The sequence below is a fragment of the Rhodococcus sp. MurmanLake-1 genome (assembly GCF_056945715.1).
Map to the genome: position 1 here is coordinate 260514 of NZ_JBWZNF010000007.1, position 17701 is coordinate 278214.

Annotated in this window: 17 protein-coding genes; 11 read left to right on the forward strand and 6 right to left on the reverse strand. The window is 61.0% G+C overall.

What is annotated here, in order from left to right:
- Positions 1 to 48 precede the first annotated feature (48 nt).
- Together AC2ETI_RS21005 and AC2ETI_RS21010 are read right to left on the reverse strand one after the other, a co-directional pair.
- The gene (locus AC2ETI_RS21005) at positions 49 to 627 is read right to left on the reverse strand and encodes a DUF7822 domain-containing protein (RefSeq protein WP_483634345.1); all 579 of its coding nucleotides are present in this window, start codon (positions 625 to 627) and stop codon (positions 49 to 51) included.
- A 35-nt stretch (positions 628 to 662) separates the two neighbouring features.
- Entirely contained in the window at positions 663 to 1262 is a 600-nt protein-coding gene (locus AC2ETI_RS21010; RefSeq protein WP_020970923.1) for a TetR/AcrR family transcriptional regulator, read from the reverse strand.
- A 140-nt stretch (positions 1263 to 1402) separates the two neighbouring features.
- Between AC2ETI_RS21010 and AC2ETI_RS21015 the strand changes: the two genes are divergently transcribed.
- The 3 genes from AC2ETI_RS21015 (at position 1403) to AC2ETI_RS21025 (ending at position 4150) form a co-directional block, all read left to right on the forward strand.
- Positions 1403 to 2548, forward strand: a complete 1146-nt coding sequence (locus tag AC2ETI_RS21015; RefSeq protein ID WP_007730036.1) for an acyl-CoA dehydrogenase family protein — start codon at positions 1403 to 1405, stop codon at positions 2546 to 2548.
- Between the two features lie 95 nt (positions 2549 to 2643).
- Positions 2644 to 3405 carry an SDR family NAD(P)-dependent oxidoreductase gene (locus tag AC2ETI_RS21020; protein ID WP_003939707.1) on the forward strand — a complete coding sequence of 254 codons (762 nt, stop codon included), beginning with the start codon at positions 2644 to 2646 and terminating at the stop codon, positions 3403 to 3405.
- A 97-nt stretch (positions 3406 to 3502) separates the two neighbouring features.
- Positions 3503 to 4150 carry a TetR/AcrR family transcriptional regulator gene (locus AC2ETI_RS21025; RefSeq protein WP_019745481.1) on the forward strand — a complete coding sequence of 216 codons (648 nt, stop codon included), beginning with the start codon at positions 3503 to 3505 and terminating at the stop codon, positions 4148 to 4150.
- A gap of 2 nt (positions 4151 to 4152) precedes the next feature.
- On the opposite strand, the gene AC2ETI_RS21030 is transcribed toward AC2ETI_RS21025, so the two are convergent.
- On the reverse strand, positions 4153 to 4614 hold the full coding sequence (locus AC2ETI_RS21030) for an SRPBCC family protein (RefSeq protein ID WP_019745480.1): 462 nt from the start codon (positions 4612 to 4614) through the stop codon (positions 4153 to 4155).
- A gap of 89 nt (positions 4615 to 4703) precedes the next feature.
- Between AC2ETI_RS21030 and AC2ETI_RS21035 the strand changes: the two genes are divergently transcribed.
- Positions 4704 to 5330: a TetR/AcrR family transcriptional regulator gene (locus AC2ETI_RS21035; RefSeq protein WP_387403225.1), complete on the forward strand. Its 627-nt coding sequence runs from the start codon at positions 4704 to 4706 to the stop codon at positions 5328 to 5330.
- A 59-nt stretch (positions 5331 to 5389) separates the two neighbouring features.
- Here the strand turns inward: AC2ETI_RS21035 and AC2ETI_RS21040 are convergent, their stop codons facing one another.
- Positions 5390 to 5968 (reverse strand): glycoside hydrolase family 3 N-terminal domain-containing protein, encoded by a 579-nt coding sequence (locus tag AC2ETI_RS21040; RefSeq protein WP_483634375.1) that lies wholly within the window; start codon positions 5966 to 5968, stop codon positions 5390 to 5392.
- Positions 5969 to 6377: 409 nt separating this feature from the next.
- Here AC2ETI_RS21040 and AC2ETI_RS21045 point away from each other — a divergent pair, with 409 nt between their 5' ends.
- Both AC2ETI_RS21045 and AC2ETI_RS21050 read left to right on the forward strand, forming a co-directional pair.
- A complete protein-coding gene (locus AC2ETI_RS21045; RefSeq protein ID WP_019745477.1) occupies positions 6378 to 7670 on the forward strand; it encodes an MFS transporter in 1293 nt (430 codons plus the stop codon).
- Positions 7671 to 7777: 107 nt separating this feature from the next.
- The gene (locus AC2ETI_RS21050) at positions 7778 to 8281 is read left to right on the forward strand and encodes an NUDIX domain-containing protein (protein WP_019745476.1); all 504 of its coding nucleotides are present in this window, start codon (positions 7778 to 7780) and stop codon (positions 8279 to 8281) included.
- A gap of 150 nt (positions 8282 to 8431) precedes the next feature.
- Here the strand turns inward: AC2ETI_RS21050 and AC2ETI_RS21055 are convergent, their stop codons facing one another.
- Complete coding sequence (locus AC2ETI_RS21055) at positions 8432 to 8683, reverse strand: hypothetical protein (protein WP_133727159.1); 252 nt, start codon at positions 8681 to 8683, stop codon at positions 8432 to 8434.
- 405 nt (positions 8684 to 9088) lie between these two features.
- Positions 9089 to 10108, reverse strand: a complete 1020-nt coding sequence (locus AC2ETI_RS21060) for a Gfo/Idh/MocA family protein (protein WP_483634346.1) — start codon at positions 10106 to 10108, stop codon at positions 9089 to 9091.
- Positions 10109 to 10469: 361 nt separating this feature from the next.
- Here AC2ETI_RS21060 and hisD point away from each other — a divergent pair, with 361 nt between their 5' ends.
- The 5 genes from hisD to AC2ETI_RS21085 all read left to right on the forward strand — a co-directional run bounded on the left by hisD (position 10470) and on the right by AC2ETI_RS21085 (position 17670).
- Positions 10470 to 11792 (forward strand): histidinol dehydrogenase, encoded by a 1323-nt coding sequence (gene hisD, locus AC2ETI_RS21065; protein WP_019745472.1) that lies wholly within the window; start codon positions 10470 to 10472, stop codon positions 11790 to 11792.
- On the forward strand, positions 11789 to 13222 hold the full coding sequence (locus tag AC2ETI_RS21070) for an aspartate ammonia-lyase (RefSeq protein WP_019745471.1): 1434 nt from the start codon (positions 11789 to 11791) through the stop codon (positions 13220 to 13222). The genes hisD and AC2ETI_RS21070 overlap by 4 nt, the downstream gene beginning before the upstream one ends.
- A gap of 153 nt (positions 13223 to 13375) precedes the next feature.
- On the forward strand, positions 13376 to 14962 hold the full coding sequence (locus AC2ETI_RS21075) for a GMC family oxidoreductase (RefSeq protein ID WP_483634347.1): 1587 nt from the start codon (positions 13376 to 13378) through the stop codon (positions 14960 to 14962).
- A gap of 40 nt (positions 14963 to 15002) precedes the next feature.
- Positions 15003 to 16802: a thiamine pyrophosphate-binding protein gene (locus tag AC2ETI_RS21080; protein ID WP_438472477.1), complete on the forward strand. Its 1800-nt coding sequence runs from the start codon at positions 15003 to 15005 to the stop codon at positions 16800 to 16802.
- Positions 16803 to 16833: 31 nt separating this feature from the next.
- Positions 16834 to 17670 carry a sugar phosphate isomerase/epimerase family protein gene (locus AC2ETI_RS21085; protein WP_070795628.1) on the forward strand — a complete coding sequence of 279 codons (837 nt, stop codon included), beginning with the start codon at positions 16834 to 16836 and terminating at the stop codon, positions 17668 to 17670.
- Positions 17671 to 17701: the final 31 nt, after the last annotated feature.

Sequence of the window (17701 nt, forward strand, 5' to 3'; positions counted from 1 at the left end):
ACCTGTTTGCGGACCAACTGGTCTGAAACCGATGGATGCTCGGTTCGCCTATCGCGGGACGTCGAGATCGAAGTACAGGGTCTCGGACCAGTAACCGAGGCCGAGCTCGCGTAGCGGTTCCTCGACGCTCTCCTGAGTCGGCGTGAACAGCCGCTCCCAGAAGCGCGGCTTGGCGGGTGCGAGTGTGGCCAAAGCTGCCTCCATCTCGGCGTCGATGTCCGCCAGACCGGTCATCAGGGCCGCGCCCTGTTCGGCGAACGGTTCGTCGTCCATGTCGAAGATCTCGCCGCACTCGAGGACGAAGTAGTGGTCGGGCTCGGTGTGGCTGCGCAGGAAACGCAGCGCATCGCCGGCCATCGTGCCGAGTTCGGGGTGATCGATTCGGTCGAGGAAGTCTTCGAGCCGGGCGATACCAGGACCGCAGGGCGCGGTGACCGCGATCAGGTCTGGGGTGTCGTCCCAGATGACCGACTGGTGGGCGAAGGGATTCACGGACACAAGGATCCTCGGGACCAGCGGTATCGCGTACGACCACTCGGAGATACCGGTGAGACCTCGGGCGCGAGCGGCAGCCGGATTCTCATGCGGAGCAACAGGGGTCGAGTAGAGATAGGTGCGGTTGGCCACTGGCCGAGTCCTTTCTGCGGTCGGTGTCACCTGATTCAGGCGGCGCCCACCATCCTCAATGCCAGGTCTCCGTACAGTTTTCCAATGTCTTCCGGATTCGTGTAATTGCCGGCCGGGAACCAGCGGCACACGTCGACGCACAGGGACATCAAGGCGAGGGTGACGCCTTCGGCATCGGGGATCGTGAAGTCGCCCGACTGGACGCCGGCGTCGACAACCTCCCGGACCACCCGCGTCGTGCTGCGGCGAAGCGCGACGACGGTTCGGTAGTGCTCTGGTGTGAGTGCAGTGAGTTCGTATTGGACGACGCGAGCGAGTGAGTGGTGCCCGGCCTGCCAACTGGCGAAGGTGCTGACCAGTTCCTGGAGGCGAACGGACGGCTCTTCACCCGGTCTGTCGGCGCCCTCGACCACCTTCAACGCTTCGGTGTGACCTTCGAAGCTGATCGCGAAAAGCAGCTCTTCTTTCGAGCGGTAGTGCGGGTACATGGCGGCGGGACTCATGTCGAGTCGTGCGGCGATGTCACGGGTGGTGGTGCCGCCGTAGCCCGCGGAGGCAAAAGCGTCCACGGCTGCCGCGCGGATACGGGCCGCAGCTTTGGAGGGGCTGATCACCACGTCAGGTGAATCGCTCACGGTTTCCTCCAGGTGTGACGGATTTCGATGTTGACAATATCCCGCTCTCGATTCACTATAAGCAGATGCTTAGATTCTAAGCGGATGCTTAGGAACATCGTTACGTGTGGCATTGCCACGCCGAAAGGAAGCAACTCGTCATGCGTCGCACTCTGTACGGACCCGATCACGAGGCATTTCGCGAATCTGCCCGCGAATTCGTCAACCGGAACATCCTTCCGGTCGCAGAGAAGCTGATCGACCAGCGCTTCATCGATCGTGAAATCTGGCTCGAAGCGGGACGCAACGGCTTCCTCGGACTCGAGGTTCCAGAGGCGTACGGCGGAAGCGAAGCCGGCGACTACCGCTTCAACGCTGTTCTGGCCGAAGAACTCTCGCGTGCCAGTGCAGCTGTTGCCTCGAGCTTCGGCATCCATGCCGACGTCGTTGCTCCGTACCTCGTTCAGCTCACCACCGAAGAGCAGAAGCAGCGTTGGCTGCCCAAGTTCTGCACCGGTGAGATGCTGACGGCCATCGGCATGACCGAGCCTTCCGGCGGATCCGACCTCGCCTCGCTCAAGACCACTGCGGTCAAGGACGGCGACGACTGGATCATCAACGGCTCCAAGACCTTCATCACCAACGGCTACAACGCCGATCTCGTGATCGTGGCGGCGCGGACCAGTCCCGAGAAGAAGTCCAAGGGCATCACGCTCTTTGCCGTCGAAACCGGCATGGAAGGTTTCGAGCGCGGACGCAAGCTCGACAAGGTCGGCCAGCACGAGTCCGATACCGCCGAACTGTTCTTCGAGAACGTTCGCGTGCCGTCCACCAACATCATCGGTGAGATCGACCGCGGGTTTATCCACATGATGGAAATGCTGCCGCAGGAGCGCGTCGGCGCTGCGGTGTCCAACATCGCGCACGCTGCCCCGATCCTCGAAGAGACGCTGCAATATGCCAAGGACCGCAAGGCTTTCGGTCAGCCGATCGGCTCGCTGCAGTGGAACAAATTCCTTCTCGCGGATCTCGTGACCCGCATCGAGGTCACCCAGGCTTACGTCGACAACTGCGTCGCAGCACACGCTGCCGGCGAGCTGACCGCCATCGACGCCGCCAAGGCGAAGTGGTGGACCGCGCAGGTTCAGAACGAGGTCCTCGATCACTGTGTTCAGTTGCACGGCGGCTACGGCTTCATGACCGAGTACCGCGCCGCTCGCGCGTGGATGGACGCCCGCGTCACCAAGATCTGGGCCGGATCCAACGAGATCATGAAGGAACTCATCGGCCGCGATCTCGGCCTGTAATTTCGCAACTGCAGTCCATATGTCACTGCAGTCGATACGCCACTGCAGTCCATACGTCACTTCCCGAACCCGACGACACAGGAGCATCACCGCGCATGTCTGTTCTCGACAAGTTCTCTCTGACCGATCGAGTGGTCATCGTGACCGGTGCGTCGTCGGGCCTCGGGGTGGCGTTTGCGAAAGCCGCAGCAGAGGCCGGCGCGGACGTCGTCCTCGCTGCTCGCCGCGTCGACAAGCTCGAAGACACGGCCAAGCTCGTGCGTGACGCAGGCCGCGAAGCGTTGTGCGTGGCCACCGACATCGTCGATCCGGCTCAGGCTCAGAACATGGTCGACGCCGCGATGGAGAAGTTCGGCCGCGTGGACGTACTGGTCAACAACGCCGGCGTCGGAACCGCTGTTCCGGCAACCCGTGAGACCCCGGACCAGTTCCGCGCCGTCATCGACATCAACCTCAATGGGTCCTACTGGGCAGCGCAGGCCTGCGGCCGCGTCATGCTCCCGGGCAGCTCCATCGTCAACATCTCGAGCATTCTCGGATTGACGACCGCCGGACTCCCACAGGCCGCCTATGCGGCGAGCAAGGCAGGCGTCGTCGGATTGACCCGTGACCTCGCACAGCAGTGGGGAACGCGCAAGGGCATTCGCGTCAACGCGATCGCGCCAGGCTTCTTCAAGTCGGAAATGACCGACCAATACAACGACGGCTACTTGGACGCGATGGCTCCGCGCCTGATCCTCGGCCGCATGGGCGATCCTGAAGAGCTCGCGGCCACCATGGTGTGGCTCGCGTCCGAGGCAGGCGGATACGTCACCGGTCAGACCATCGCCGTCGACGGAGGAATCACCATCACCTGACGCCGATGCCGAGATGTCGCCGGCTTTGCCGTATAAGTAGCTGGTGACCTCTCGCGCCGAACCTCAGGAGAACTGGGAAGACCGTCCGCCACCATCCATGGCTGCGACGGAGCTTCTGCGTGACCTGCCGGTGACTGCCCGCGGCGTCCGGACCAGGGCTTCTCTGGTCGCAGCGGCTCGAACGGTGTTCGAGCGCGCAGGGTATCTCGATGCCCGTCTGACGGACATCACCAAGGAAGCGAACTGCTCCACCGGCACGTTCTACACCTACTTCGACAACAAAGAGCAGATCTTCGCCGCAGTTCTCGACGTTGCGCAGGAAGACATGTTGCACCCCGGCATGGGACGGGTCCGCGACGTCGACAATCCGTATGCGGTCCTCGAATCGAGCAACCGTGCCTACCTGACGGCGTTTCGCCGCAACGCCAAACTGATGGGTCTGCTCGAGCAGGTATCGCACATCGATCCGGCCTTCGCGAAACTGCGTCGGGACCGAGCCGAGACCTTCATTTCTCGTAATGCCCGAGCCATCGAACGCTTGCAAGCAGCTGGCAAGGCAGACGGCTCGTTGGATCCGCTGTTGGCTTCCCGAGCACTGTCGGCGATGGTGAGCCGTCTTGCCTACAGTTCGTTCGTCTCCGAGGAACCTGGCGCCGACGGCAACCCCGTCCCGTTCGAGGACGTCGTCAAGACGGCTACTCAGGTGTGGGCCAACGCGCTGGGCCTCGAAGGCGACCGCGGGTAGTTTCAGCCTTCGCCGCGGGCCGCGAACTGCTGCTCGAGGCTGTGGCGCAACGTCTCCTCGCTGTTCCTGACAGCGTTTTCGACGAACGGCCCGATCAAGCGGCCGAGAGCTTTGCCGGCAATGCCGCCGGGGAGTTTGTAGGCGAAGTCGACGGAAAGCTCGGTCTTGGAATCGTCGATGGCGGCGAACTCCCACGTGGACGAGTTGGATACACCGCCGAGCGAAGACAGCTTGATGATCCGATTCTTCTCCCACTCGGTGACCTCGAGCTTGGAGCGCAACGTGCTTGGCCCGATCTGCATGGCCGCGTCGAACGTGGCGCCGAGCCCCTGATCGAACTCTCCGAACGGTGTGAACTCGGAAACACCGAACATCCACGTCGGGACGTTGCGGTAGTCGTCGATGTAGTCGAAGGCGACATCAACCGGCACGGCAGCAACCGCGGAGTGGCGAACATGGATCATGACTGGTCCCTGTCTTTCGGTGAACATCGACTGTAACCAATGGCACCGACGCGTTCGGCGGCGGCGCAACGGCGATCTACGGTATCGGTATGACGAACGAGCTTCCGGTACGCGGGTCCTGGCGCGATTACGAAGACCTGGGACTACCGAAACCGCTCGCTGCGGCGCTGGAGGCGTTCGTCGAGCAGGGCTATCACGGGACTTCGATCCGTGACGTCGCGTCGCGGTCCGGGCTGTCGGTGCCGGGGCTCTACCACCACTACCCGTCCAAGCAGGCTCTGTTGATCGGTCTGGCGACCGTGGTGATGACTGAGTTGTTGGAGCGAAGCCGCGCCGCCGAACTCGATGCCGGGGACGATCCCTCGGACCGCTTCGACGCGGTGATCGAATCTCTGTTGCGGTTCCACATGTTTCGACGCGAGCAGTCGTTCGTCGCTTCCTCCGAGATCCGCAGCATGGAGCCCGACAGTCGGGCTGGTTACATCGCGCAGCGCGACGAACAGCAGAAGCAGGTGGACCGGATCGTCCTCGACGGCGTTGCTTCGGGCGTGTTCGATGCCGACCATCCCGAGGACGCCAGCCGAGCTGTCGTGACGATGTGCGTCGCCGTCGCGGTGTGGTACCGACCGGACGGTGAGTTGTCTCCGGACGAGTTGGTGGAGAGGTATCTGGAGATAGCGCGTCGGATGGTGGGGGCGAAGCGGGTGGGGGAGTAACTGCTGTGTGCAGTGTCGCGGTAGGCGGTCGCCAGCGTTTGGTGTCGGCCACGACGCGTTCAACCTCGCTTTTGTTTGCCTGGGAAATCGCGTAGGTCGGTCGCATTGACCAGCGCGCGGAGACGGTTTGCTGCGTTGCGAAGGCGTTCTCCAACTATCGGATTCCGGACGGCCGCGGCGGCCAACGACTTTGCGACAGTGGCGACTTCATCGCCGCCGGGGATCAGTAGGCGGTCAGCGCCGGCAAGGAGGCTTGCGAGTGCGGTCTCTGCGGGTGCCCGCCCACGCGCCGTTGCAGGGGAATCCAGATCGTCACTCCCGACGACGCCGCGGAAGCCCAGGTCCTCTCGCGATGCTCGGACCGTGATGCTCGAGGCCGTCGTCGGAGCGGTTGGATCGACGGCTTCGACAATGGCCGGTCCGACCATCATGCCGGAAACGCCGGCGTTGACGACAGCCTTGAACGGTGTGAGAGTTTTTGTGCTCCAGCCCTTTGCGGCGACGACCGTGTCCTTTGCTGCGGGGTCGTGTTCGAGTACTGGGAACGCTGGGAAGTGTTTTGCGATTGCCGCGACTCCAGAGGTCTGGACGCCGTGAACGAAGGCCGCTGCGATGCGAGCGATTTCCGAATGCGGCAGGTCGAGTGTGCGTGTGCAGGGCTCGCAGTAGCTACTTCTGCGCCGACGCGGGGCGCGCCTTCGGGCATCCGGCTCGGTCGATCGTTTACCAGTGCGCTGATTCTTGCCCTATTGACTCTTCCACGTGCGGTGATACGTTTAACCGCACGAGCATGGTGAGTGTTATCCCCCGGCGTCGGTACGCGCAATGATGCAGTGTGCAGTGTGGACCTGGCGGGCGTGTGACTGCAGGGACTGTTTGGCCTGCTATATGCACGATGTGTGCATATTTATGGTGAAGTAGTGCTCGTACTGTGCATCGTTGTTGTGATGGTGACTCCGTAACGTGATTTGGACAACGCTGATTGCAGTACATGACGTGCCTCGCAACCCTATTGAGGGGCATGCGTGTGCAGATTGAGGACTCACAATGACTACGAACATTTCGGAAGACCCGCGGGCGCTGAGCCTCCAGCGAATTCGGCTTGCCCGGGTTGCGACATTCTTCGGATTCGCACAATTGGGAGCGGTCATGCTCACGTGGTCGACGAACACCACTGCGCTCCGTGCTCACCTGGGGTGGTCGGGGGAGGGCGGCGACTCGAATTTCGGGCTGGTGGCATTGGCGATCGGCGTCGGCGCTGCAGTCGGCTGCTTCCTCATCGGGCCGTTCGTCGACAGGTACGGTCCGCGAGCCACCTGTATGCCCACGATGATCATCTACCCGTTGATGTATATCCCGTTCGCGTTCTTGCAGGGTATTGCCAGCGCAATGTTCCTCGGCGTGATGATCGGCTTGTTGAGAGGTGCCTTCGACACCGCCTTCAACACACACGGTGTGCAGGTGGAGCGTTACTACGGCAGGCCCATCATGTCTGCGTTCCACGCGGCCTATCCGGCAGGCGGATTCGTCATCGGCCTGGTGGCCAGTGCAATCGCCCGTCACTATGTCGAGAGCCCCGCGGTGGCCTACATCTCGATCGGTGTCACGATGTCGGTTCTCGGAGCTGTGTTCGGTCGCTGGTTGTTGACTCGCGATGAGCTGCTACCCCCGGATGCCGCAGCCGTTCTCGGGAAGCAATCGACAACCGGGAGATCGGCGTCGACGACGACTTTGCTGATCATGGCCGGATTCGGCCTCTTGATGCTGGCATCGATGCTCAGCGAAGGCGCAATTCTGGACTGGGGACAAGAGTTCGTCCGGCGCCATGCCGATACCAGCGCTGGTATGGCTGCGACAGCTGTGACCTTCTACTCCGGTGCACAATTCGTGGGGCGCCTCTTCGGTGACCGGCTCGCCGAGTACTTCGGTGCGCGCGTCATCGTGGCCGTCAGTGGTGTGATCGGATTCGTCGGTGCCTTGCTTGCGATCGGGGGTGCGTCAGCTCCGTTCGCCCTGGTGGGATTCGTTCTCCTGGGGCTCGGGCTGGCATGCATGGCTCCGCTGATGCTCTCTGCTGCCGGCCGTCGTGACCCCGAGAACGCCGGAAGAAACATCGGAATTGTCAATGCGATCGGCTACGTCGGCATGCTCGTCGGGCCGGCTGCGATCACGCTCATCGTCGACGGATTCGGAATCGGCTGGATGCCGGCGCTGCCGGCGATCTTGCTCCTGCTCATCGCCGTCGGCGGTCCTGTATTGATGAAAACCGTTCCGCGATACTCGGAAACTGAACGTACGGGAAATGCTCCGAAGCCGGAGCACCACACGGTCTCCCACTGAGGTCGAACAAGCAGTGGCCCACGTGCGAGTACATCGAAATCCGGTGTACTCGCACTGGTGTCACCGAACGGAAGGAAATTCTGTTCGGGATTTGAGGAAGAAACAGGATGAGCACTGGCGGACCTTCGGAGTCGATCAGACGTTCTGCGCGAGCGCTGATCGTGGATCATTCGTACCGAATACTGTTGTGCAACTTTCGATCTAGATCCGATGAAACCTATTGGATCACGCCCGGTGGCCGTTGCGAGGAACGTGAGACCCCACGCGGCACACTCGAGCGAGAGCTTCGAGAAGAGGTAGGGCTCGAACTACGCACGACGCAGCCGCTCGTCTGGCGCCAAACGATCATCGATCCAGAGCACTTTCCCGGATTCAGCGGCGTCGACAACTTCTATTTCCTGGTTCGAGTTCATGGGTTCGAACCACGAGGGGCATTGACCGACGCAGAATTGCGCGATGAGCACCTACACGGTTTCAGATGGTGGACTCTGGAAGAGATCGAGAACTATTCAGGTTCGGCCCTTTTCGCGCCTCACGATATCGCCGAGAGACTCGATCTCACCCTTCGTCGCGGGTCGCCGTGCCCGGTAGTGTGTTTCGGCTCGGATTGATCCAGGTTGCTACTCGTACAGAATCGGGCCGCGCGATCGCTGGCGACACCGACGCTCTGTACAGGAGAATATGCCGTAACTGGGCAGCGACCCGTCGTAGACAACCCCGTGGACGACTCGTGATGCCAATGCTGTTCGAGGTCGACGCGGTTATGTTCGGCGCACCAGGACTGTGCCGTTGGTCGCAGAGTTGGTTCCAGACACGTGAAACATTGCGTGCGCCCAGGGGCGGTCCGCGTTCAGCAACGAATTCTCTTCGATCATCCTGTCGTCGTGATAGCCCTGTGGATCCTCGCCGAGCTCGACCAATCGTTGTCGCGCTGTCTCCGGTGCGGTGTCGACCCACACTGTCGCGTCGTACAACATCCGCAATGAACGGCGGATCGACCCGGCACCTTCCACGAGAAGCAACGTCGTCTGGTCAGAGACAGCGATATCGCGAGGCTTGTCGTGGTTCGACCGGAAGGTGAATGGAAGCCCAGTTCGCCGTATAGGTTCCAGTAATTCCTTGGCGAGCAAGGTATCCCAGCCAAAAAATGTTCGACTGCACGCGATGTCATCTGTGTGCACGATGACCGTCCCTGTGCAGTTTGCCGATAACAGTGCGGCCAGCGTCGACTTGCCGGAACCACCCCTCCCATCGATCCCTACGATTGCCGGGCCGCGCCCAACTGAACCGGACCGCAGAAGTTCCACGAATTGTGGGATCGCGAATCTATTCCAATCCGAATTTTCGTCACGTTCAGTGGGACGTTTCATGAACCTCTACCTTGGATCGAACCAGCTCCGAGTGTGAATTGTGAACGGCTACTGTCCACAGAAGTCGACTGTGACCCGGCTAGCCGTCCTGGCCGACTCGAGTATCGAGATGCTCACTGCCAGTGCGTTGGTCGCGTCGAGTCCGTCGACGACTGGTCGGCCGTCACCGCGCGTGGCACGGGTGAAGTGTTCCAGCGTGATGTCGTACGTGTGCCGGCGGTCTTCGACATCGATCTCGTGTGATCCCCGGCGATCGTGCAGAACGACCGACCCGATGGGTTCCGGAGTCATGACGTCGGCTGCATGAAGGCTGCCGGCTGTCCCGTGCACCTCCACATACGTGGGTGCGAATGGCGTAGTGAAAGTGTCGTGGAATCGTACAAGGACGTTGTTCTCGTAGAGAATCGACGAGGAGGCTGCATCTTCGGCTTCGGTCGCCCAATCTCCTTGAGCCACAGTGATCGCGCTCGCCGTCAGTGCTCTTGTGCCGAGTAGCAGATTCACGACTGATGCGTTGTGGCAGGAAAGATCCATGACGGCGCCTGATCCCGGCGCGCTACCGAGTCGCCACCCTCGCAATCGTTCGGGTAGGAGTGACGTGTGGCGAACACTGACCGACAGAATCCGGCCTATGTCGCCGCGCGTCACTGTGCGTCGAATGGCCTGGTGCGTACCTGCGGCAGGCAGGTGGTGGTTGACACCTAGGACTACGCCGGCGGATTGGCAAGCGGCGGTCATCTTCCGCGCATTGTCGATGCTCGTCGACAGCGGCTTCTCGCAGAGAACGTGTTTTCCGGCTGCTGCCGCCGCGCACACCTGCTCGAGGTGGCGATCATTTGCACTGGAGATGTAGACCGCATCGATGAGGGGATCGCTGAGCAGATCGTTCAGCTTGTTCGTTCGGTTCGATATCTCGTTCCGACGTGCGTACTGCTCGGCGTGGTCCGCATTTCCGCTGTACACGGAACTGATGTGGTGGCCGGTCCTTCGCAGTGCGGGAATCATTCGCGTTTCGGCGATATCACTCGCACCGACGATTCCCCAGACGAGATGCGGTTGTTCGCTCATCGAAGTATTCCTTCTCGGGCATCGACGATGTCGAATAGACAACGACGGCTCCGGGTATTGGCCGACTCGACGTCAGGAGTTCGGCGCGTACGAAATCTTGTAGGCCAACACTACGAAGTGGCGATAAATATCGACAGCGCCAAAACGTGCAAGCGTGAGCCGCTGATCGACCACTGTGAGCAGGCGCGAGCGCTGCACCTGCTCTGACCGTGAGCTTTCGAACGACCGGCATATCATGCACGGATTGGGCAGAATTTGGCAGAAGTGCTTCCCCCTATGTGTCTGTTCGCTGGATCACTTCGCAGGAAAGCTAGGGCTATCAGTTTGATTTCATGCCTCACCTCGAAGGAGCAACCCGCCAATGTCGTTCGTTCTCAAAGCAGCAGTCGGCGAACCAGCGCAGCGTGCCAGCAATCCGGCGGTGGTCGACACTGTCGCGGGTGTGATCGCAGACATTCGTGCCAACGGTGACGACGCGGTCCGCAAGTACTCTGACCGTTTCGACCGGTGGTCACCGGATTCGTTCCGCCTCGACGAAGATCAGATCCGCGAGATCGTCAAGTCCGTCCCGACAACGGTCCTCGAGGACCTGCAGTTCGCGCAGCGTCAGATTCGCGACTTCGCCCAGGCGCAGCGCGATACCATCGCAGACCTCGAGGTCGAGACTCTGCCCGGCGTGTTCTTGGGGCACCGGAACGTTCCGATCGACGCGGCTGCAGCCTACGTTCCGGGTGGCAGGTACCCGCTGACAGCGTCGGCGCACATGACGGTGCTGACCGCGAAGGTCGCAGGCGTCGAACGCGTCGCGGCTACGACGCCCCCGAACGACGGACTCCCGCCCCAGATCAGCATCACCGCAATGCATCTCGCCGGGGCCGACGAGATTTTCGTGCTCGGTGGCGTACAGGCGATCGCAGCGCTGGCTCTCGGTACCGAGACGATCGATCCTGTCTCGATCCTCACGGGGCCGGGCAACGCATACGTGGCAGAGGCAAAGCGTCAACTCTTCGGTGAGGTCGGAATCGATCTCTTTGCAGGCCCCACCGAAACACTGATCGTTGCCGACGATTACGCCGATCCGTTCACCATCGCAGTGGATTTACTCAGCCAGGCTGAGCACGGTCCGGATTCACCGTGTGTGTTGATCACGACGTCTGAGGCTGTGGGCAACGAGGTGACGAAACACATCGACGCATTGCTACCCGGTCTGGAGACGAACGCGATCGCCGGGCCTGCCTGGCGCGACCATGGACAGATCCACGTTGTCGGGACTCTCTCCGAAGCATATGAACTGGCGGACAAGTTTGCCTCCGAGCACGTACAGATCCTGACGCAGAATCCGCGTGAAGCGCTCGACAGCATGAGCAACTACGGTGCCCTTTTCCTCGGGGAAGGAACGTGTGTTCCATACGGCGACAAAGTGATCGGGACCAACCATGTACTTCCTACTCTTGGCGCTGCGCGCTACACCGGAGGGCTCTGGGTAGGGAAGTTCCTCAAGACCCTCACTTTCCAGGAGGTGCGCGATCCGGCGGCGAGCGCCAGGATCGGCGAGATCGCTGCGCGACTGTCCCGATTGGAACGCTTCGAAGGCCACGCCCGTTCAGGTGACCTGCGTGCGGCGAAGTTCGGTGGAGCCGAACTACCGTGGGGCGAGATCCCGGTGGCGGCAAACCTCAAATGACGATGCGCATCGAGCACGACCTGCTCGGTGATCGTGAAGTGCCTGCGGAGGCCTACTACGGCATCCACACGCTGAGGGCACTGGAGAACTTCCCGATCACCGGTATTCCTCTCTCGGTCCACCCGGACATGGTATCGGCGTTGGCCGCGGTCAAGCAGGCCGCGGCTCGGGCGAACGCCGACCTCGGAATCCTCTCGCCCGAGCATGCAACAGCGATCGAGCAAGCTTGCAAGGAGATTCGCGCGGGCAGGTTCGCCGACCAGTTCGTCGTCGACGTCATTCAGGGTGGTGCCGGCACGTCCTCGAACATGAACGCCAACGAAGTGGTCGCGAACCGCGCGCTCGAAATGCTCGGCCGCGAACGGGGGCAGTACCAATTCCTCCATCCTCTCGAACACGTCAACATGAGTCAGAGCACCAACGACGTCTACCCCACCGCGATCAAAATCGGCTTGCAAGGTGCGGTCACCAGGCTTCGAGGTGCGATGGACGAACTTGCAGGCGCATTCGCGGAGAAAGCAGCCGAGTTCTCCCACGTGCTCAAGGTCGGACGGACTCAGTTGCAAGACGCGGTCCCGATGACTCTCGGTCAAGAGATCGTCACGTTCGCCGTGATGATCAAGGAGGACTCTCAGAGACTGGAAGAGGCCGCTCGGTTGATCTCGGAGATCAACCTGGGAGGGACGGCGATAGGCACCGGTCTCAATGCGCACCCGGAGTACGCCAGACGTGTGCGTGAGCACCTGGTGTCGATCACCGGTCTCGACATCTCGACGGCATCGGATCTCATCGAAGCAACCCAGGACGTCGGGGCCTTCGTTCAGCTGTCGGGAGTGCTCAAGCGCACTGCGGTCAAGCTGTCCAAGATCTGCAACGATCTGAGATTGCTGTCCTCGGGCCCACGCGCAGGGCTGGGTGAGATCAATTTACCTGCGGTGCAGGCGGGTTCGTCGATCATGCCCGGCAAGGTCAATCCGGTCATTCCCGAAGTGGTCAATCAGATTGCCTACCGGGTGGTGGGAAACGATCTGACCATCACCATGGCTGCCGAGGCGGGTCAACTGCAGCTCAACGCATTCGAACCTGTCATTGCACACAGCCTGTTCGAGACTGCAGAACTCCTCACGCGGGGCTGCACTGTGTTGCGCGAGCGATGCGTGATCGGCATTACCGCCAACGTCGCGCATCTCGAACGAACGGTCGCGGCTTCGATCGGTGTCGTGACCGCGCTCAATCCCTACATCGGCTACACAGCCGCGACGGAATTGGCGGCGGACGCGCTTGCTTCCGGTCGCACCGTCGTGGAGTTGGTGCTCGAACGCGGGTTGTTGGGCAAGGAGGATTTGGACGCGATCATGGAGCCTGCGAATTTGGCACGAACTGCGATCGTGTCGGCTCCCGATTTCGATCCGCTCGTCCCGTCGACCTGACCAGGTCTTCAGGGCGGTTGACACCGCACATGTGGGCGGTATCGTTTAGTGATACGTATAACTACTTGCAGTCCTGTTGCGTCAGGATTGACAGAAGCTGAGTCGGCACGGTTCAAGGACGTACAGCGTCAAGCCAGCCAGGAGACGGAAACCATGTTCGAAAAGACACGAATGGACAGTCATCCCCCCTGTAAGAGCAACTACGACGTCATCGTCGTGGGAAGCGGAATGGGGGGTGGAACGATGGCATACGCTCTCAAGGATTCCGGCCTCGATGTGCTCTTGATCGAGAGGGGAGACTTCCTTCCACAGGAACGTCAGAATTGGGACCCCCGAGCGGTGTTCGAGAAAGATCGGTACAAGAACGCCGAAAAATGGGTCGACACCGAAGGGCGGGAGTTCGCCCCCGGCACCTACTATTACGTCGGCGGAAACACCAAATTCTACGGTGGCTCGCTGGTCAGGTTCAGGAGAGAGGATTTTCAGTCCTCACGGCATCACGACGGTGAATCGCCGGCATGGCCGTTCTCGTACGACGATCTCGAACCCTACTACGCACGTGCCGAGCAGGTGTACAAGGTTCACGGCGACCACACCGACGACCCGACGTTGCCACGCAACGAACCGTTTCCGTACCCTCCCGTAGGGCACGAGCCAGCGATACAGCAGGTCGCCGACGATATGCGTAAGGCGGGTTTCACCCCTTCCAATCTCCCTCTCGGGGTCGACCTTCGGCAGGGTGGGTCATGTATTCGATGCAAGACATGCGACGGGTTCCCTTGCCGTACCTTGGCGAAATCGGATGCCGACGTCTGTTGCGTGCGACCCGCACTCGATTCGGGCAACGTCGAAATCGTCACGAACGGGTACGTGGAGAAGGTGCTGACCGACGATTCCGGACGTCGAGCATCAGGCGTCGAAGTGACCCATCGCGGCGTCACCTCCACCGTACGTGCGGATACGGTCGTAATCTCCTGTGGTGCGGTCAATTCTGCAGCGCTGCTGCTACGTTCGGCCACGTCTGTCCATCCTGACGGGCTCGCAAATTCCTCCGGAATGGTCGGTCGTAACTACATGGTGCACATGAACTCGATCATGGTGGCCATCGACCCACTCAAGAAGAACAAGTCCGAGTTTCAAAAGACGTTGTACTTCAACGACTTCTACCTGCGTGGCACTGACGATCATCCGTATCCGCTGGGCCACGTGCAACTGATCGGGAAGCTCCAGGCGGAGATGATCAAGGGGCAACGGCCCCACATCCCCAAATGGGCGTTGAGCCTTGCCACGAACCGTAGTACCGATTGGTGGCTGTTCACGGAGGATCTGCCCAACCCTGAAAATCGTGTCACGCTGACTCCCGGAGGGCGTATCCAGATCGCGTGGGAACCGAATAACGTCCGGGCACACGAGGTTCTGGTTCGCGAGACGCGAAAAATGCTTCGCAAGATCGGATTTCCGGTAGTCATCAGTGAAGGAACCGGGATAGAGGTGAACTCGCATCAGGCCGGAACCGTTCGGCTCGGTACCGACCCGGCTACATCGGTCCTCGATCCGAATTGCCAGGCACACGATGTCGACAACCTGTATGTCGTCGACTCCTCCTTCTTTCCGTCGCTCCCGGTGATGAATCCGGCGCTGTCGATCGCGGCGAACGCGTTGCGTGTTGCAGATTCGATCATCGCTCGAAGCGGCGACTCCACGGCGGGTGCATCGCACGGCTCGTCGATCTCTGCATAAATTGCTCACCCCAATTCTTTTCGATTCGAAAGTGAAGAACATGACTGTGCAAAAGCTCACCGGTGGCCAGATGGTGGTCGACATACTGATCCGTGAAGGAGTTGAAAAGGTATTCGCTATTCCGGGACACGGCAATACGGCGTTACTTGATGCGTTCGTCGACCGGGCCGACGAAATCGAGTTGGTTCCCGCCATCCACGAGCAGGGCGCCGCACACATGGCCGACGGCTACTACCGCGCATCGGGCAAGATCGCGGCCGTCTGTACTTCCATCGGACCGGGAGCGACGAACACCGTAACCGGAATCGCGACTGCGTTCGCGGACTCGCAGCCGATGATTCTGATCACCGGCGCCGTTCACACGTATATGGAGAACCGCGGCGTCCTCCAGGAGATCGATCGGCCGCACGGGAACAATTTCCCACGGATGGTCGAGCCGGTCGTCAAGCGCTGGTGGCAGCCCGGTCGACTGGAGCAGCTACCTTCCGCGATGGCTCAGGCGTTCAACACGATGCTCGAAGGTCGCAGAGGGCCTGTCCTGGTGGATATCCCGCAGGACCTGCAAGCTGAGTACGGCGACTATGTTCCAGAGTTGTACTCGCGCCGAGCTCAGACCCGGGCGACTGGTGATCCCGTCGCCATTGCCGAGGCAGCCAAGCTACTGGCGGGTGCTAAGCGTCCCGTGATCCTCGCTGGCGGAGGCGTCATCGCAGCCGAGGCCGGTGCGGAACTCCTCACACTGGCGGAACGTCTCGGCGCTCCCGTGACGCACTCCTTCCAGGGCAAAGGCGCATTCCCCGCAGACCACGATCTGTACGCGTGGCCGTGCGGCGACATGGGATCGATTCCTGGTAACGGAGTCACCAAGACCGCCGACGTCATTCTTGCAGTGGGTTGCCGGTTCAGCGATCGCATCACGTCCTCGTACCGCCCGGGAGTCACATTCGACATCCCTAACACGAAACTTGTTCACATAGACATCGACGGATTCGAGATCGGCCGCAACTACCCGGTCGAGGTCGGGATCGTCGGCGACGCCAAGACCTCGCTCGCGTCTCTGATCGACGAACTCGGCGCACCGGCAGCGGATTACGACTTCCGGGCAACCGACTACTACGCCGAACTTCAGGACTTGAAGGCGCAGTGGGACGAGCACCTGCGCCCTATGCGCGAGACCGACTACTTGCCGATGACCAACTCGCGGGCAATGGTCGAGATCCGAAAGGTTCTTCCGCGTAACGGAATTCTGGTCACCGATTCCAGCAACCCGGCAAACCAGGCGTTCAACGAATTCCCGATCTACGAGCCGAAGAGCAACATCGTTGCCGGCGGATTCTCCGGAATCGGATTCGGTGTACCTGCCGCGATCGGTGCCGCGATCGGCGCACCGGGCAAGCCGGTTCTCGCGCTCGTCGGCGATGGCGCGTTCCTACAGACCGGCACGGAGATCGCAGCTGCCGCCATGAGCGGCGTCAATGTCGTCTTCGTCGTTCTGAACAACGGTGGCTGGGAAGCAATCAAGGACCTTCAGATCAATCTCTTCGGCGCGGAACGGGAAATCATCTCAGGGTGGAAGTTGCCGGATGGATCCCCGTACTTCGCCGATATCACTGCGTTCGCCCAGTCCCTCGGATGCAAGTCCGAGCGTGTCGAGGATCCGGCAAAGCTCGGCGCCGCTGTTCAGCGCGCATTCGAGACCGAGGGCCCCGTAGTCATCGAGGCGATCAGTGCTCGCGAGCTGCCCTGGACCGAGATGCATGCAATGGGTTGGTGGGATATCACCGTACCGGCGTACCACGGCGAAGTTCGAGACGACTACGTGAACCAGCGCGGCTTCTGACCCACCCCTCACCGGAAAGTAGTTGTAAGTCATGGGCAACATCAAACTCGGACTTAATCTGGAGTTCGCGCGATACGAGAACGGCTCTTTCGATTGGGCCATGGACCAAGCTGCTGAGATCGGCTACAAGTACGTCGAGCCGATGGTGCACTGGGGTCGTGAACTGCTTAGTGCAGCAGGATATTTCCACAGTCGTTCCATGCTCGACGATCCGTTGATCCTACGGAATGCGGCCGAAGATCGCGGTCTCAGCATCTCGTCGCTGTCGAGCCACGCGCCACTCGCCAAGCCGGAGGTGGCAGTGGAGTACTTCCGCCAGGCCATCCGTTACGCCGCGGAGGCAGGTTCTCCGATGATCATGGTCGACGATGGACCCACCCCGTCTTGGACCACGGAGGAAGAGAACTACACGCTCATGCGGTACACCCTGAAGGAGGCAGCGCTGGTCGCGGAACCCCGGGGTATCAAGATCGCAATCGAGACCCACGGGCCGTACACCGCGACTCCGGAGCGCCTCGACAAGATCATGAATTTGGTCGACAGTCCTGCCCTGACGATCAACCTCGATACCGGAAACAGCTACCTGAGTGAGAACGATCCACACGAGTGGCTCGAAGCCATCATCGGTCAGGTCACGCACCTGCACGCCAAGGACATCGCGTTAGACGACGCGAAACGTCTACGCGGAAAAGTGCGAGGCATGCTGGGATGCGCATGCGGTGAAGGCGTCATCGACTGGAAGCGCATCGTCGACACACTCGCCGCGGCCGACCACGACGTCGTTTTGTCGGTGGAGTGCGGCACGCTCGACGCCGCGAAGAAGAGCTACACCCACCTCAGCGCATTGATCGAAGCAGTCGGTCAGTAGCCGTGTTCGGTTTGGAGACGCATCCGGGAAA

Excerpts from the sequence above, each read along its gene's own strand:
- AC2ETI_RS21015 (WP_007730036.1), top strand. The coding sequence starts at position 1,403 with ATGCGTCGCACTCTGTACGGACCCGATCACGAGGCATTTCGCGAATCT.
- AC2ETI_RS21020 (WP_003939707.1), top strand. The coding sequence starts at position 2,644 with ATGTCTGTTCTCGACAAGTTCTCTCTGACCGATCGAGTGGTCATCGTG.
- AC2ETI_RS21025 (WP_019745481.1), top strand. The coding sequence starts at position 3,503 with ATGGCTGCGACGGAGCTTCTGCGTGACCTGCCGGTGACTGCCCGCGGC.
- AC2ETI_RS21030 (WP_019745480.1), bottom strand. The coding sequence starts at position 4,614 with ATGATCCATGTTCGCCACTCCGCGGTTGCTGCCGTGCCGGTTGATGTC.
- AC2ETI_RS21035 (WP_387403225.1), top strand. The coding sequence starts at position 4,704 with ATGACGAACGAGCTTCCGGTACGCGGGTCCTGGCGCGATTACGAAGAC.
- AC2ETI_RS21045 (WP_019745477.1), top strand. The coding sequence starts at position 6,378 with ATGACTACGAACATTTCGGAAGACCCGCGGGCGCTGAGCCTCCAGCGA.
- AC2ETI_RS21050 (WP_019745476.1), top strand. The coding sequence starts at position 7,778 with ATGAGCACTGGCGGACCTTCGGAGTCGATCAGACGTTCTGCGCGAGCG.
- AC2ETI_RS21060 (WP_483634346.1), bottom strand. The coding sequence starts at position 10,108 with ATGAGCGAACAACCGCATCTCGTCTGGGGAATCGTCGGTGCGAGTGAT.
- hisD (WP_019745472.1), top strand. The coding sequence starts at position 10,470 with ATGTCGTTCGTTCTCAAAGCAGCAGTCGGCGAACCAGCGCAGCGTGCC.
- AC2ETI_RS21070 (WP_019745471.1), top strand. The coding sequence starts at position 11,789 with ATGACGATGCGCATCGAGCACGACCTGCTCGGTGATCGTGAAGTGCCT.
- AC2ETI_RS21075 (WP_483634347.1), top strand. The coding sequence starts at position 13,376 with ATGTTCGAAAAGACACGAATGGACAGTCATCCCCCCTGTAAGAGCAAC.
- AC2ETI_RS21080 (WP_438472477.1), top strand. The coding sequence starts at position 15,003 with ATGACTGTGCAAAAGCTCACCGGTGGCCAGATGGTGGTCGACATACTG.
- AC2ETI_RS21085 (WP_070795628.1), top strand. The coding sequence starts at position 16,834 with ATGGGCAACATCAAACTCGGACTTAATCTGGAGTTCGCGCGATACGAG.